This window comes from Deltaproteobacteria bacterium (assembly GCA_016219225.1).
Lineage (GTDB): Bacteria > Desulfobacterota > RBG-13-43-22 > RBG-13-43-22 > RBG-13-43-22 > RBG-13-43-22.
Map to the genome: position 1 here is coordinate 25,823 of JACRBX010000329.1, position 15,816 is coordinate 41,638.

Sequence of the window (15,816 nt, forward strand, 5' to 3'; positions counted from 1 at the left end):
ATCCGACTCTTGTCAGGCAGGATGCCTGACCTATTTTAACCAAATTTAAACATTCGCAAGAGGTTCCATTATGAATGGTCTAAAGAAGTCCGACAGGGATAGTAGTCAAAAAACCCTGGGGGTAAAGGAAATATTTTTCGATTTCGAAGGAACTCTGGTAGATTTTCAGTGGCAACTGGTACCGGCAGTCCATGAATGTTTATCGGCACTCATGAAGGCCGGCTTCAAAAAAGAGTGGTACGGAGCCAATCCAAGTTATGCCCATATTTACAACCACACTTTTGATCTTATCCGGAAGGGGGAGGTCCAGGACGAAGCTTCCCCGGCTTTGGCCATTATAAGCACCATTTACGACCGATACGACGCCGACGCCTTGTCCCGCTGGAATCTTTACCCTGATACGCTGGATGGTCTTGAAATGCTCGGAAAGCAGGGATTTCGAATGGGCATAGTAAGCAATATAGGCACGCAGGCCCTCCGAAAGGCCATGGACCGGCTGGATCTTTCGGGTCGCTTAGAGGTGGTGATATCCCGTAATGACGTAAAACACATCAAGCCCCACCCCGAGGGACTGATCAAAGCCGCCGAAACGCTCCAGGTCGTTCCGGCACAGATCGTATTTATCGGGGATTCCAGAAATGACGTCCAGGCGGCCCGGGCCGCCGGTATGTTGGCCGTTTACCTTCGTGGAGGGGAAGATTCACCTGAAGACATGGCCCGATTCCCGGCCGATCTCGATATAGACCACCTCGGTCAATTGCCGCCTCTCCTTTCCCGGATCATCCCTTGACTCCAGAAATTCTCCTGAGGTGACAGGCATGATCAATTTTAACCAGCTTAGGATCTTCTACCAGGCAGCCAAATATCAGAGTTGCACGGTTGCCGCCAAAAAGCTTTTCATCACCCAACCGGCGGTCACGGCTCAAGTGAAGGCCTTCGAAGATTCCTGCAATCTCCGGCTGTTTAAAAAAAGGGGGCGAAAGATCTATCTGACCGATGAAGGGAAAAAACTATATCAATATGCCAATCAAATTTTTGAATATGAGAAAGAAATCGAAGATATCATCGAGGATATGCGGGCCTTAAAGACCGGCGTATTGAAATTGGGAACCACCAAAACCTATGCCCGGACCTACATGCCCATTTTTATCACCAGATTCAGACAATCTTACCCCCACATCAAGATCCACCTCAATGAAGGCAGTTCTCTCGAAATGGCCAACAGCCTCCTGGATTTTCAAAACGAGATTGCCATCATCGCTAAAATTGAAGACAATCCCCAGATCTGTTATGTCCCCTTTTGCCGGGAGGATATTTTGGTTCTCATGCCTCCGGATCATGCCCTCGCCAAAAAGAGATCCGTGACGTTAGCTGAAATCGCTCAGGAACCGATCATCATCAAGGAGAGGGGTTCCGGCACCCGGAAAGCCTTGGATGAAGCTTTGGCCCAAAAGGGGATTGTCCCCAATATTTCCATGGAAACAACCAATACCGACTTCATCAAACAACTGGTCATTCGTGGGGCGGGGATCTCTTTTTTGGTAAAATCAGGAATCTTAAAAGAACTTGAAGAAGGGAAACTGGTCACCGTTCCCATAAAAGACTGCCAAATTCACTCGGATGTCAACCTCGCCTATTTGAGAACCCAGCATCTCTCAACGCCGGCCCAAGCCTTTCTCGAACTCCTGAAAGGCTTATCTTTGGAAGAGTCCCCCCTTCAGAATATAGAGTGTTTGATTAACAGGATGGCTGTCCCCTCCCGCTGAAAGGTCAGGGGGCAGGGGCCGGGGGCCGGGGGCCGGCAAAAAAACCGTGATGCTTTCTGAGGTATGAGGGTTTAAAACCAAAAGGAAGTTCGGAGTTCGGAGAAACACGTTTTCCTCTTCCGTGGTAACACAAAAAATATTTCAAGATGCAAGTTTCAAGTTCGGAGGACAGCGGAAGATATATGATTTTCCCCCGGCCCCCGATCCCTGCCCCCTGATCCCCAAACATTATCTTCAATAAACAACCCATCCATAACTATTCCTTATGAGTTCCATAAAAATTATGAAATTGACAAAATGGGTAAAATGAATCATTCAGAAATCATATTTTAATTTAAGGAGGCTATTAAAATGAAAGACCTGAGAGAATTTATCGCCAAGTGTGAGGAAAGAGGGATTCTGCATCGGATCAAGGCTGAAGTGGATTGGGATCTTGAAGCCTCCCATATCGCCAAGCTGAATGAAGAAAACAAGGGGCCGGCCCTGTTGTTTGAGAACATTAAGGGATATAGTTCGCCCCTCCTGATGAGCACCTGCACCACTACGGAAAGACTGGCCATCATCATGGGTATGCCTCCGGACTCCACCCTGGTCCAGCTCATGGAACAGTGGGTTGAGAAGGGGAAAAAAGGGATCCCGCCGAAACTTGTGGATTCCGGCCCCTGTAAAGAGAACAAGATGACCGGCGATGCCGTGGACCTCTTCAAATTCCCGGCGCCTAAGTTCTATCCCCGGGACGGCGGCCGATTCTTCGGCACGGCTCACTTTGTGGTCACCAAAGACCCGGACTCCGGTTGGGTCAACCTGGGAACCTACCGGCTTCAGTTGCTGGGGAAAAACATCCTGGGCACCCAGTTTATCAAAGGGAAACATTCCGATATCATGCTCAAGAAATACCAGGCCATGAAAAAGCCTATGCCCGTAGCGGTGGTCGTGGGCTGCGATCCTCTTTTGTTCATCATGGGTGGGGCCAGACTCTCCGCTTTTGTGTCTGAATACGATCTGGCCGGCTCCATAAGGAATGAGCCCATCGAGGTGGTCCAGTGCGAGACCAATGACCTGATCGTTCCGGCCACGGCCGAGATTGTCGTTGAGGGCGAAGTGGATGCCGAGGCCTTTATGCCCGAAGGTCCTTTCGGGGAATATACCGGTTATTATTCCGGCGTCGGCACCGACCCCAGAAATTTTATCAAGGTCAATTGTGTGACCCACCGGAACAATCCCATCTTCATGTCCACCACCGTCGGCCGGGCCGTGACCGATTCTCATATGGCCCTGGCCCTGGCCTATGGTGCTTCCCTCTGGCAGCAGCTCGTGGACATGAAAATCCCCGGCCTCAAAGCGGTTTATTGTCCTCCTGAAGCTGCCGGACGCTTTCTCGCTATCATTTCCGTGAAGCAGATGTATCCGGGACATGCCGACCAAATCCTGACGGCGGCCATCTCCACGGAGATGGGGGCCTACGGTCTCAAGACCGTCATCGTGGTCGATGATGACATCGATCCCTGGGATATCCCCCGGGTCATGTATGCCCTGGCCTTCCGGTTTCAGCCGAACCGATCCCAGGTCATCAAACGGGGAAGGTCCACACCCCTGGACCCGTCTCTCCCTATTGATCAGAGGTGGATCACCGGCAGGCTCCTGCTCGATGCCACCATTCCTTATGATTGGAAGGAAAAACCGATTCCCATCGTCCTGGATTCGGATATGGTCAAGCGGGTTCAGGGTCGATGGTCAGAACTCGGGTTTTAAAACAACAACGTGTTCCCCATGAGGAAAGAGGTGCGTTAATATGAAACCTGTACGTTATGATGCGGCAGAAATTGAAAGATATCTGAAAGAGGGCTATTGGGATAAATCGATTCTTTCTGATCACTGGGAAAAAAATGCCAGAAAGTGGCCTGACAAAGTTGCCCTGGTGGATTCAGCCGGAGGCCGGCTGACCTGGAAAGAGGCGACGGACAGGATTGACCGGATTGCCTATGCCCTGGTTAATGAGGTGCAGTTGAAACGGGATGACAAACTGATGGTCCAACTGCCTAATTGTGTGGAGCAGGTCCTGGTGCGTCTGGCCTGCCAAAAAGCGGGCGTCATTGCCATTCCGGAAATGACCACCTTTCGCCAGGCGGAGATCCTGGATATTGCCACGAAAACGGAGGCCACGGGGATTGTAATCCCCAGAGAATACCGGAAATTCGACCATTATGAGATGGCCAAGGACCTTCAGCGGGAATTACCGAACCTGAAGCATATTATTGTGGTCGGCCAGGATGTACCAAAGGACTGCATCTCCCTGCAAAAAATCATGGATTATCCTTACGAACAGAAATACGATCCCCTCGACCTGGTGTCCAGAAAAATGGATGCCGTGGAAGAAGTAGGGTTCCTGGTGACGACGACCGGAACCACCGGGCTTCCCAAGCTCATTGAACACCGGATTGCGGCCCGGGACATATGGACCGCCAAGGCCCACATCAGGAACTGGGAACTGGGTCCCGAAGATTGCGTCCTGGCTATCGCCCCCATTGCCGGGGCAACCGGGGGTACACCAACCTATGTAACGGCCCCGGTGGCCGGGGCGAAGATTGCCTTGGAATATCAGTTCACCGGCGAAGAGACCCTGGCCTTTATGGAAAAAGAAAAGGTCACCCTCATCGCCCTGGTCCCGACCCAATTGGCAGGGCTTCTGGAATTGCCTGTGGACAAGTATGATCTTTCTTCTTTGCGCATCATCAAGACGGCCGGAGGTTATCTCCCTCCCCCTCTGGCAAAAAAAGCGGAAGAGACCTTCGGCTGCCCTATCCTCGGAACCTACGGCACCCAGGATACGGGTTCCATTTCGGGGGTGCCAATAACCGCTTCTGAGGAGCAGAGATACACCACGGTCGGCCGATTACACCCGGGGATTGATATAAAGATTCTGGACGACTCCGGAAAACAGGTTGAGCCGGGAGGCGTGGGAACACTCTGGTTCAAAGGCCCAGGGAACTCTATCGGATACTATAAGGATATCGAGAAGACCATGACTGAAGCCTTTGATAAGGATGGGTTTGCCACACCGGGGGATCTGGTCACCCTGGCCGAAGACGGCTACTTGAAAATCATGGGCAGAAAAAAGAATATCATCATCCGCGGCGGACAGAATATCTATCCCAAAGAAATCGAGGATTATCTTCTGACCAGTCCCAAGGTAACCAATGTGGCCGTTGTGCCTATGCCCGACCCGACCATGGGCGAGAAGGCTTGTGCCTTCGTGACGCTCAAGAAGGGTGAACATCTCAGTTTCGCGGAGATGATCGATTTTTTGAAGACCAAAAAAATCGCCCCTTTTAAGCTCCCCGAAAGGCTGGAGGTATTGGAAGCCCTGCCTCTCGTGGGGGAAAGCGGCAAGATCGACAACAAGGCCATGGTTAAGATCGTTACGGAAAAGCTTAAACAGGAAGGCCAGATCCAATGATCTCTTGGCGGAGGCCGAGTTGTAATCATGTCTGTCAAATCTGAGACCCGAAAGAAAAAAAATATCCTCTTCGTCTGTTGCGGCAATCGGGAAAGAAGTTTAATCGCTGAAAACCTGCTTGGCCGGAAACTGGAAATGAAATGTCCTCAACTCTCAGAGAAGGTGGATATCGGTTCGGCGGGTATCTTCCCCAAGGCCTACCTGGAGCAGGCCCGAAAACTCGGGGTCACTTTTGTGGCCCCTTATTTCGGGAAAAGCCCCAACATCTATGCCGCCAAGTACCTGGCCGGGAAGGGCATAGATGTTTCCCTATACCATTCCAGAGAACTGACCAAAAGAATGCTCAGGAAGGCCGATCTGGTCCTGGCCATGGACAGGGTCTTAAAAAACGAAATACTCGGCCTGCAGGCTAAGACTTCGGCTGAGATAGGGGTCTTGAAGGAGTATATCTTTGGCCCTGACTGCCCGCATCCGAATATCGGCGATCCCATGAAATTTCCGGAAATCGACCCAAAAACCGGGGCCTGGATCTGGCCGGAAGGCTATGCCGACGATTATATCCTGGAAATAGAGCGATGCTTCTCCCAAGGGTTGGAAAAATTCGTGGACTTTATTGAAGGTTAGATTATGGACAAAAATATCCTGATTATGGCCACCCTGGATACCAAGGAAGAAGAGGTCAGGTATTTGCAGGAGAAGATCCGGTCCCTGGGGCTTAATCCACATATCATGGATATGGCCATGCGGGGGGGAAAACCTTCCAGGGCGGATATCACTCCGGGCCAGATAGCGCAAGCCGGCAGAAGCAGCTTAGAGGAAATACACAACTCCTGCGATCGGGAGGCGGTTACCAGGATCATGCTCAAGGGGGCTAAACGTCTTGTCCTGGAGCGGTTCGAAAAGGGTAAAATCGATGGTACCATTGCTATCGGAGGCTCCAGCGGATCTCTGATGGCCACAGAAATTATGCATTCTCTTCCCTTCGGGATTCCCAAGGTCATGGTTTCCTGTACGGCGTCCATTCCCGGTCTTTCTACCAAGTACATCAAAACCTCCGATTTGGTTCTTTTTCATTCGGTCATAGAAATATTCGGCCTTTCGGATATCCTGAAAAACATCCTGGACCGGGCCGCCTGTGCCCTGGCGGGAATGGTCCAGGGGGTGGTCACACTGCCGGTATCCAATAAAAGCAAGGCCATCGCCATGACCATGCTCAGCCCTTCTGAACGGTGCGCTGCAGCGGTGAAAGCGGCTCTTGAAAAAGAAGGTTTCCAGGTCATCGGCCTTACCGCCACCGGGGTCGGGGACCGGGCCATGGAAGATATGATTGCACAGGGTTTCTTTCAGGGCGTCATTGATCTCACGCCCGGGGGAGTGGGGGAGCATCTTTTCGGTTTTATGCGGGATGCCGGGCCGCATCGATTGGAAGCGGCCGGAAGGAAAGGCATCCCCCAGATCGTTTCGACCTGCAGCGTGAACCATATGACGCCGGCCAAGTCCAAATATAAACCGGAATACCATGAGCGGCGTAAATACAACCTGGACGGTTTTCGAACCTGGTTACGTCTTTCACCGGATGAACTGCGGCAGGTTGCCGGAGTCTTTGCGGAAAAACTGAATTCCGCCAAAGGGCCTGTCAAGATCATGATCCCGCTGCAAGGCTGGTCATCGGTGGATAGGCCGGGAACTCCCACCTATGATCCCGAAGAAGACCGCCTATTTTCCGAGGAACTCCGTCGCAGGCTGAACCCGGAAATCGGGATCATCGAGGTTGATGCCAATCTGGAGGACCCGCTATTCGCCGAGGCCGTTTCCAGGGAGGCCTTAAGCCTCTTTACACAAAGGCCATCTCAGACTCCTGATCTATAGGAAAGGTCTTCGACTTTCCGGGCTATGATTCTTCCTGGAATCTTTGGCTATTTTTTCGAAAAAGACTCTATACGATCATGGAAAGCTCCGGAGAAGATCATGAGCACCTGGTTCCGGTTTTCCACTTCAAGGGCCGAGGCCAAAGAAGCGGTCTCCAGGTTATGATCCAAAACCTTTTTAGTCAGCTTCAGACCGCCGACACTCTTATTGATCATCATCCGGGCATAGATCAAGGCCTCTTGGACCAATTTTTCGTGGTCCACTACTTTACTGACCAAACCCATTCGCTCGGCTTCATGGGCCAGGACTTTTCGACCGGTCAGGAGAATTTCTGACGCCCGGGAGAGGCCGATCAACCGGGGAAGCAGATAAGAAGACCCCATCTCCCCACCGGAAAGACCGATATTGATAAAGGAGGCTACGAAATAGGCCTCCGGCGAGGCCAGGCGAATATCGGCCCCCAGGGCCAGGGCCATTCCCCCTCCGGCAGCCGGTCCGTTCACCGCGGCGATCACCGGCTGGGGGATATTCCGGAGGCCCGAAATGAGACCGGCATACCTTTCCTGGACCAGTCGGAGAAACGATTCCGGATTGGATACGGCAGCGCTGTTGCTACCGGCCTCGCTCAGGTCAGCACCGGAACAAAACCCACGTCCCTGACCGGTAAGGATAACAACCCTCAGGGAATCGTCCTTCGCTAACATCGTGAACAGCTCATCCAATTCCTCGACCATCTCCCTATTCATGGCATTCAGTTTTTCCGGCCGGTTCAAGGTGATAAGCCCTACTTGTGGTTCTATCTCTTCGAACAAAAAAGTGTTGTAAGCCTTTAATTCCATATACATTTCCCCTTCTTCGACGAGAAGTCAATTATGGATTGCGGGTTTATTCTGAATTCCGGCTCCTGGATTCTGGATTCCAAACTTCTACAACTTGAACTTTCCCTTAAAGTACGTGTCTTTAACGCTCTTGGCTTTGGTTTTCCCCCAGGATTCCACCCCCATTTTCTTGATCAAACACAAATTAAAAACCTTGGTATTGTGCGGGACCTGCGAGGCCCGGTCTGCATAGGGATGGAGGTGGTCGCAGGGGAAATCGGAACAGTCCCCGCAAAAATCAAGACCTTTCTTGTCAATGCATCGATAAACCTGACAGGGTTCGACCATGTTTAGAAAGGGAATCGTCCCATTATGCGCACGGCATCCCTGACAAACGGCCTTTTCCTCGGCGATTCCCAAATTCCCGGCGATCTTTTGCCGTAGATCCGGATTTTCCTGGGCGATATAAACCGGGCAATTGAAACAATCCAATCCGCAAGGTGCGGTCATCTGTAAATAATCCATAACGTCTCCTTTTCAGTGTCGATAGCTTCTCTGATCTTAGATTATCCGATACATTTAAATTCTTAGCCCCAAACGATGGGTCCTGAAAATTCATGGATCGCCTCTTCGTTTGAACCTGCTGGATTCTACCGGCGACCAGACTACCTCATCCTAAAAACAATATCAAATAATAACGCATTATAAATATTACATTAAAAGCATAATTAGTCATTAGAGCACTAATTTTAGTGCTTATTTATTATTCAATCGTTCTTTATCTCTTTCCCCTCATTCTTCGGTACGTTTTGGGAAATCATTTGCGATAACCAGGCATTGAAAAGGTTTCCGCTCGTTGAGGCCTCTCCACTCCCAACCAGGACCTGGGGCACAATCTGAATCTTACCGGCCGCTATCTCCTGAATAAGTTTGATTATCGCTACATTCTGCTGACCAATAGCCTCCTTCTGAGCATTGTAAGCAGCGGCAATCCCGTCGCCCTCGATCTTACTTTTGTAAGAATTACCGTCAGCCACCAGTATGGTGGATTCTTTGGTACCTTGAGCTACCAGAATTGTGGATTCCTTAGTACCTTGAGCTTGAAGAATCACGGAGCGTCTATTGCCGTCAGCTTCCTTAACTTTGGCTTCGGCCCTATCATTATTGATGTCTATAGATAATTTGGCATCAATAACATCTTTCTGCTTATCAGCCCGGGAGGATTTTTCCATGACCGCGATGCGTTTTTCTTGAGCCAGCGCCTCCTGGTCATACTGGGCTTGCTGCTGATTGGCGATCTCCTTCTTGGTTTGAGTGTCCAGCAAATCCTTAGGTATATCGATATAGGCAATGAGTAGGTTTTGGGCCTCAACGTTGTACTCGGAAAATCTCTCCTTGGCGTGGGCCAGTGCCTCGGTCTGTAAGTCCGTCCGGCTTTGGAAAAAGTCAATCGCTTTCTTCTCGCCGGCTTTATTCCTGAAAGAGGAATCGATCAGCGGATGGACGATTTGATCGATCAGATTGGCCACGGACCCGAATCTGGCTATGATGTAGGCTGCATTGCCGGGTTGAATTCGAATCACCATGCGAACATTGACTTCCAGTTGAAAGCCGTCTTTAGAAGTCACCTTCAAGGGGTCAAAACTGTACAGGACCCCCGCGGCCTTAGCCTCCGTTGGTTTAACTCCCTTGACCTCTGTCCCGATTCTTCCCTCGGTTGCCCAATCGATGGTAACGGCGGAAGTAGGCACTTGATAAGCGGAAAAAGCAATGGCATTCAGATTGTATTTCCCAGGTGCTATCGGCTCTCTCCAGATGCCGCGAGTGTATTTATCGGTTATCAGTATTTTCTCAACATCTTCATGGATCGGACCACTGAATTTTCCTTCACCGGTAGGTCGATCAGGCCCTTCGGGTGTCCTCTCCAACTCCAACCCCACGTTGGACCTGATTACTGCCACATAACCTGGAAGGACCTCGGCTACACTTTCAACTTTAATATCAAATAAGTCCGGATTGATGTAATATATTCCCGGTTGCAGGGTATCCAACTGTGGCCCCCGGTATCCTTTGCTATCGATAAAGAGCTGCCCATTTTGATAAGCTTTGTGGTCTGCTTCGGTACCGTCATCATTTAGAGCCTTCGGGGCGATGACATAGCCAGTCGGCAGGGGAATGCCATCTTTAGCAACGGCGATACCGATGGTATTCTCAGCTACTTTTACCGCGGGAGCTTTGGTAATATTGAACAGCCTGGAATTGATCCGGTAGGTGCCTGGACGTAGAATTCCAACCTGCGGTCCCTTCTTCCCATGGTTGGCTAAGAACATCTCCGCGTCTTGAAATTGATTACACTCGACTTCGTCGGCTAACACTCTACCTTTAGGGAGCGGCTCGCCGTCAATGGATTCGACGATACCGATACTGGCAATATCCACCGTCACTACTGGAACTTTGGTAAATGACCAGACTATGGGCAGCCTCCAATAGAGCCCGGGCATCAAAGTGCTCGCCTGAACCCCGATTTCCCCATGACGGGCGATTATTTGTCCTTCAGGCATTTTTTTGCCAAACATGTTCTTAGTAAGGATGCCGACTTGATTGGCCCCAATCAAACAAAAACCGCGAAGGATAAGGAGCAGAGCAATAAAAACGACCAAATATAAGACGAACCATCCTATCATTCCTGTCATTGGTTTTGTTTCTCCTTTCTATTTTTTCTCAATGCCCTTCGGGCTTAGAGTAACCTAAATGTCCACCCTTAAGCGAAATTCAATTCCCACGCCGGTACCCCAGAGAAAGGTTGGGTCCGGAAAAGGTTAAACCGTCTGCAACGCGCCTGTGGCTGACACGTAATCACATCCTGCCGAGAGTTTCATCCCGCTTCCAGCGGCGGAGCACCGGCACCAGGATCTCCCTGAACTCGTCGCGCCAGCGCACCCAACGCCCGGGATAGGGGACCACGATGCGCACCCCGCTCCAAGCTGCGACCCCCTCCGCCCGTGCGCTATTCTCATTGATCGAACGGAGCAACACGACGATCGCGAGTGGGCGCAGCCGGCGCACTGTTTCCGCAAGCCTCGCCTCACCCATCCGGCGCACCTTCTTGCGCTCCCGGGGCTCGAGACGATCCACCGGACGCCCGCACAGGTCCACCAGATAACACCCGAGGTCGCAAAAGACTGCCAGGAAATCGCGGCCCCGGAGCCGGGGGAAGGCCTCCTCGAAGGTGGTCGAGAGCGCCCGGTAGAGCCCCGAATCCCTTCGATAGAAGAATGCCCCCGAAGCAGGCGGGGCCTCCCCTACGAAGAGGACGCGAACCCGTTCTGGCCGATAGGACTCGCGCAAGCGTTCACGGTCGTTCTTCACTCGACCCCTCCTTCAGCGATCCTTGCCGACGAACCGGTCCCTTACCAGGGAAATGCGTTCGCCGTCCCTGTTCAACAACCCCCCAAAATGGATTGAATTATCGCCTTTTGTTCTTCAGCCGGCACTTCGGCTGTCCGTTCCGCCACCTTCCGACCATTCTTGAACAGATACAGGGTCGGATACCGCTCAACATTCAGATTCTTTTTGGTCTGCGGATTTTTATCGACATCCATTTGCCGAAAACAAACCTGCTTAAACTCCGGCAATTCCGAGCAATCATTTATAACAGGCATGATCCGTCTGCAGTCCCCGCACCAGGGGGCATAAATCAATAAAAGAACGGGCTCTTCGTTTCCGACAACTTCTTTTTCAAAAGCAACATCTCCAATTTCTTTAACCATTCCAAAATCCCCTTTCCTCCGGAGGCCGGTTCGAACGGTTTGCTCAGGTCCTTCGCCTGAAAAAAAATACCATACTTTTTAATATTCGGCAAATTTAATGGAGTTTCCTTTAATTCGGAAATGGGAAAACACAGGGGGTGTTCTCTCTTGCAAACAAAATTTCACCAGATTTATTAACGATACAGAAAGAATTTCTTTTTTTATTTGTTGGATTTGGTTGTGTTGGTTTTTAGTTGGGGCCGGACCCAATGCTACCCCTCGATGGGTGATATGCCAGATCTGGTGGGGAATAAAATGTCGCTTTGCTCTTGCCATACGTTTTTCCGAAAAGCCACCTTTTTGCCCTTAAAAACGCAATATAGACCATTTTTAGAGGACAAAATTAACAATGACATTCATTATATCAAATAGTTCGCGTGGCCCGACTCCCCGCTATTAGCAGCGGGCCTCCCGCTGTGAGGCGCGGTAATGCAAAGAAACGACTCAACGGCATAAAAGCGCATCAGCCAAGCGGTTGTTGCCGGGTCCTCTGGCGTAGCCTGAAACCAATATTCAAACACCCCCTCCCCGATGACCTTTGGCGACTTCGACACAAGCCTCGCCACGGTTTGGCCGATAGTTGAGCGTATATCTGAATCGATCCCTGTGAGACCGGACTCTGCAAATGAGCAAACCTCGTGGGTACTCGGCAGGCGCGTACCGAATTCCTTGAAGTACAGCCCTTTGACGATTCGGTCAGCAACTCGGCCAAGGCGCTCCAAATCTACATCGTACGCCTCAGCGCGACCGACATAGAGACCAGTAGGCGTTTTCACGGACACGGCCCTCATGCTTCGAAGCAGTCCGTGAAGCATGCCTCGCTTCCGAGGCTTTCCGAGTCCTCGGTGAACTGCGTCCAGAAGCTTCGGTATGGCCGGATGCGTGACGTCGCGCCGCATCACCAGCATCATTCGAAAGTACTCATCGTCCCTGGACGCGCCTTTGTTGCAGTCGAGGCAACTTGGCACGGTGACGAGATCCGAAGGCCGGGGCGACGGAAAAAGGCATGTCGGCGGAATGTGGTCCGCTGTCTTCGGCTCAGGTTTACCACAATAGGTGCAAAACCCCACTTTTATTCCTTTATCCGCCCCTAATGCGGCGTTGATCCGTGGCACGAATCTTGCGGGGCAGAAGAGCCTTACAAGCGAGTGACATCAATGTCCAATAGCCTGGTTGGTGCCGCTACGGCGACGTCAGCCGGGACATGGCCCGACAGGGGCAACGCCTATAATCCCATTTTCAGCCTTCAGGGCAGACAAGCAAAGTCTACCAATTTCTTAAAGTCACCTTCCATTAAAATACGCACCGATTGACCTTTTCGAATCAGTTGCTCTGCCTTCCTGTGTTTCGAGCTTTTCTCATGGTCCGCAAGTTTCTTAACATCTTGATCTCCTACGACAAGAATTGTAGTCTTCGCGTTAACCCCAGCGGCAACCGCGCAACCGGTCTTCGCGGCCATTTCAGAAGCCATCCATCGTGGAATACTGAGAGCTCCTGTGAAAACCAGTGTTTCACCATAAAGAGCACCCTCAGGATTGCCATCTCGGACAACATTACCAGACCGATATGGAAAGCCGATACTTTTTTCTACGCGCCGTAGCCATTTATTCAAATCCATCCCTGTCTTTTCAATAGCGGCGAGAAGAATGTGTGCCGATGCTTTTGCGTCCTCAAGAGCATCATGATGTGCAAATTGATATCCTATAACAGTGCACACATTTGCAAGGCCATACCCGCGATAAGCGAATTGTTCCCATGTTCTTCGTGCCACGCGGGCTGAGTCGAGCCAAGTGCAAGTAGGCTCACGCAGGTCATGCTTTAAACAAGCTTGATGAATCGCCACTCTGTCAAAGTGGGTGTGGCAAACGGCAACTCGACCATCCAGGTAGCCGCATATGCGACTTGCAATATCTTGAAATTTCGGAGCGCCCTTTACTATGGTCTCATCAATCCCGTGGATCGAAACATTGATTTCATGAAAGAAGTCCTCTGGATCAACATAAGTCTTCCATTCTTCCTGAAGCGATCCGTCCTTGAAGTGCACAAGCCCAAGCTGGCAGATAGAGGACATATCCGCATTTGCCGTCTCGAAATCAAGAGCCACGAACTCCATAGTCCTTCTCCCTTAACGTCCGCGTTTTATTATTACCACCATACAGGAACTTTTTCCCTTAAATAATCTTTTTCTTCATACGATGCGACAGTTACAAACTTGTGTTCATTATCAAATTCTCTTCCATATCTATCTTTCAAATATTTATCGATGGACTTTTCTGCATTTTGCCGAGCAAGTAAAGGCTGATCTGACCAATATGTTACATTAAAAAGTGGAACATGAACTTTTTCAGAATTACCCTCATACAGAGATAAACGCAAAAGAATCATATAATCAATAGAACTTTTATCTTCATTTAGATAACCCAACCACTGATTTCTGTTATACAAATCAGTAATAATTTCTTTATTGGGGTATTCTTTACAAAGAACAAATAAATCTGTCAAGTAATCGTCATTTTTAAGATTTAGGTCAAGCAAATTAAAAGTACATTCTTTTATTTGTTCTTGTCCATATTCATTAGATTGCACACACCTATTTCTATATATTTCCCAAACTGTGCCGTTTGTTCTGACAAATCTTTCAATATTATTATGTATTGCAAAATCGCTTGTTTTAATAAAGGGATCATCCTTAAAATTCATTTTGGGAGGGACTATTTCTATAAAATATTTGATTTCATTTCCATTTTTTACACCCAAATAGTAATATTTTGCTCCGGGGATTGACAAATCTGTTAATTCTGTTTGTTCATTAAACCCAAAAATATTACAGGCTATATATTTAAATGCATTTAATAGTTTTCCATTTGATTCTATAAATTGTTTTTCTGCGATTATAATTTTGTTTTGGGCGTTGGCCAAATAATTTTTAAAACGAGATTTTACTTGTTTAGGAATTGTAGGCATAATTACCTTTCATAACAAGAAAATCAGCGGGAGGCCCGATTTTAGCCGATCCGCTGGATTGACTGGTTGGCGATTCTTTCATTCTTGATAAAACCACCGAATAAATCTGTCACTAGCAGGGCCAGACCATTCTTTTCTCTTTGGCACAGGCTCTTTGCCCCACCCAACTGCATATGTGAAAAGCTTTGTCTCTGCTGCTGCAAAAGCCTCTTTGTCGCTTGGCGAGTCCTCACCTAAGTAACACTCTGGCCTATCGCGTTCACCGGTGAGCCAGCCAGCTTGTAAAATTGCAGTACGACAATCCTCGCATCTTAGTATTGCCAAAAAAAGGGCGCTAACGGCTCTAACCGCTTTATGTAAAGTTGCTTCTGTTCTGTTTTGCAAACGATCATGTTTAAGTCTGTTGTAGGCTGTCCACCAATCAAGAAAGTCCTGGTCATCTCTCGTTATATATTTTCCCGTTTTTGACCATCCTTTGAATGGATATTTCTTTAAAGGTTCTTCGGCCCAAAAAACTACCCACTTCGGCTCCATATATTCACCATAATATTTGAAATAATCGAGCATTGTAAGATCATTCCTTTTTTTGCCCTTTTGTACACATAATGATGGCCAAGATTGAGCACGCCATAAGGAGTCAAGAAGACTACATGCTTCTAAAATGACTGTTACAAGATAATCAGACCAAACTTGTTTATGGTTTTCGCAATATGGAACATACTGAAGGACACGATAAAGCGAATCCTCAATCCGCTGATATGTATTCAATACTGTTTCTGCAGGAATTATTTTTAACATATCAATTTATTTGCTCGCCAATGGCCTAGTTGGCGCCGCTGTGGCGGCGCCAACTAGGGACATGCCACCGACAGCGGAAATGCCGTATTGGCGACGACGCAGTTGCCGCCAATGTTAAGGTTAACCTGCCAGCCCCCGCAACGATGGGGATAAACAGAGCATCTTCCGGTCAGGTTGACCCGTTGGCAGTTAGAAGTCAGACGACCTCCGGCAAAGCCGGAGGCTTGAATATTTAAGCCCCTCAAAGGGGCTCACAAACAAAAACCAAAACCCGCGTAGCCGTCACCCCGGCGAAAGCCGGGGTCCAGGGCTTTTCCCAAACCTTTTAGAATCAC

Annotated in this window: 14 protein-coding genes; 6 read left to right on the forward strand and 8 right to left on the reverse strand. The window is 49.5% G+C overall.

Annotated features, from left to right (window positions below; all coding sequences use genetic code 11):
- Positions 1 to 70: 70 nt before the first annotated feature.
- The 6 genes from HY879_26460 to HY879_26485 all read left to right on the forward strand — a co-directional run bounded on the left by HY879_26460 (position 71) and on the right by HY879_26485 (position 7,092).
- Positions 71 to 790, forward strand: coding sequence for an HAD-IA family hydrolase (locus tag HY879_26460; GenBank protein MBI5606889.1), 720 nt, complete (start codon positions 71 to 73; stop codon positions 788 to 790).
- Positions 791 to 818: 28 nt separating this feature from the next.
- Positions 819 to 1,766, forward strand: a complete 948-nt coding sequence (locus HY879_26465) for a LysR family transcriptional regulator (protein ID MBI5606890.1) — start codon at positions 819 to 821, stop codon at positions 1,764 to 1,766.
- A 351-nt stretch (positions 1,767 to 2,117) separates the two neighbouring features.
- Positions 2,118 to 3,518 carry a phenylphosphate carboxylase subunit beta gene (gene ppcB / locus HY879_26470; protein MBI5606891.1) on the forward strand — a complete coding sequence of 467 codons (1,401 nt, stop codon included), beginning with the start codon at positions 2,118 to 2,120 and terminating at the stop codon, positions 3,516 to 3,518.
- 40 nt (positions 3,519 to 3,558) lie between these two features.
- Complete coding sequence (locus HY879_26475; GenBank protein ID MBI5606892.1) at positions 3,559 to 5,223, forward strand: AMP-binding protein; 1,665 nt, start codon at positions 3,559 to 3,561, stop codon at positions 5,221 to 5,223.
- A 27-nt stretch (positions 5,224 to 5,250) separates the two neighbouring features.
- Entirely contained in the window at positions 5,251 to 5,847 is a 597-nt protein-coding gene (locus HY879_26480) for a hypothetical protein (protein ID MBI5606893.1), read from the forward strand.
- A gap of 3 nt (positions 5,848 to 5,850) precedes the next feature.
- Positions 5,851 to 7,092, forward strand: coding sequence for a Tm-1-like ATP-binding domain-containing protein (locus HY879_26485; GenBank protein MBI5606894.1), 1,242 nt, complete (start codon positions 5,851 to 5,853; stop codon positions 7,090 to 7,092).
- Between the two features lie 47 nt (positions 7,093 to 7,139).
- Here the strand turns inward: HY879_26485 and HY879_26490 are convergent, their stop codons facing one another.
- From HY879_26490 to HY879_26525, 8 genes are all read right to left on the reverse strand, one after another.
- Positions 7,140 to 7,931 carry an enoyl-CoA hydratase/isomerase family protein gene (locus tag HY879_26490; protein MBI5606895.1) on the reverse strand — a complete coding sequence of 264 codons (792 nt, stop codon included), beginning with the start codon at positions 7,929 to 7,931 and terminating at the stop codon, positions 7,140 to 7,142.
- Between the two features lie 87 nt (positions 7,932 to 8,018).
- Entirely contained in the window at positions 8,019 to 8,435 is a 417-nt protein-coding gene (locus HY879_26495) for a DUF3795 domain-containing protein (protein ID MBI5606896.1), read from the reverse strand.
- A gap of 242 nt (positions 8,436 to 8,677) precedes the next feature.
- Positions 8,678 to 10,603 (reverse strand): hypothetical protein, encoded by a 1,926-nt coding sequence (locus HY879_26500; GenBank protein MBI5606897.1) that lies wholly within the window; start codon positions 10,601 to 10,603, stop codon positions 8,678 to 8,680.
- A 163-nt stretch (positions 10,604 to 10,766) separates the two neighbouring features.
- The gene (locus HY879_26505) at positions 10,767 to 11,279 is read right to left on the reverse strand and encodes a hypothetical protein (protein ID MBI5606898.1); all 513 of its coding nucleotides are present in this window, start codon (positions 11,277 to 11,279) and stop codon (positions 10,767 to 10,769) included.
- A 71-nt stretch (positions 11,280 to 11,350) separates the two neighbouring features.
- Positions 11,351 to 11,680: a thioredoxin family protein gene (locus tag HY879_26510; GenBank protein MBI5606899.1), complete on the reverse strand. Its 330-nt coding sequence runs from the start codon at positions 11,678 to 11,680 to the stop codon at positions 11,351 to 11,353.
- A gap of 1,285 nt (positions 11,681 to 12,965) precedes the next feature.
- The gene (locus tag HY879_26515) at positions 12,966 to 13,832 is read right to left on the reverse strand and encodes a transposase (protein MBI5606900.1); all 867 of its coding nucleotides are present in this window, start codon (positions 13,830 to 13,832) and stop codon (positions 12,966 to 12,968) included.
- A 32-nt stretch (positions 13,833 to 13,864) separates the two neighbouring features.
- The gene (locus HY879_26520; protein ID MBI5606901.1) at positions 13,865 to 14,683 is read right to left on the reverse strand and encodes a hypothetical protein; all 819 of its coding nucleotides are present in this window, start codon (positions 14,681 to 14,683) and stop codon (positions 13,865 to 13,867) included.
- A 78-nt stretch (positions 14,684 to 14,761) separates the two neighbouring features.
- Positions 14,762 to 15,481: a hypothetical protein gene (locus HY879_26525; protein ID MBI5606902.1), complete on the reverse strand. Its 720-nt coding sequence runs from the start codon at positions 15,479 to 15,481 to the stop codon at positions 14,762 to 14,764.
- Between the last annotated feature and the right edge of the window lie 335 nt (positions 15,482 to 15,816).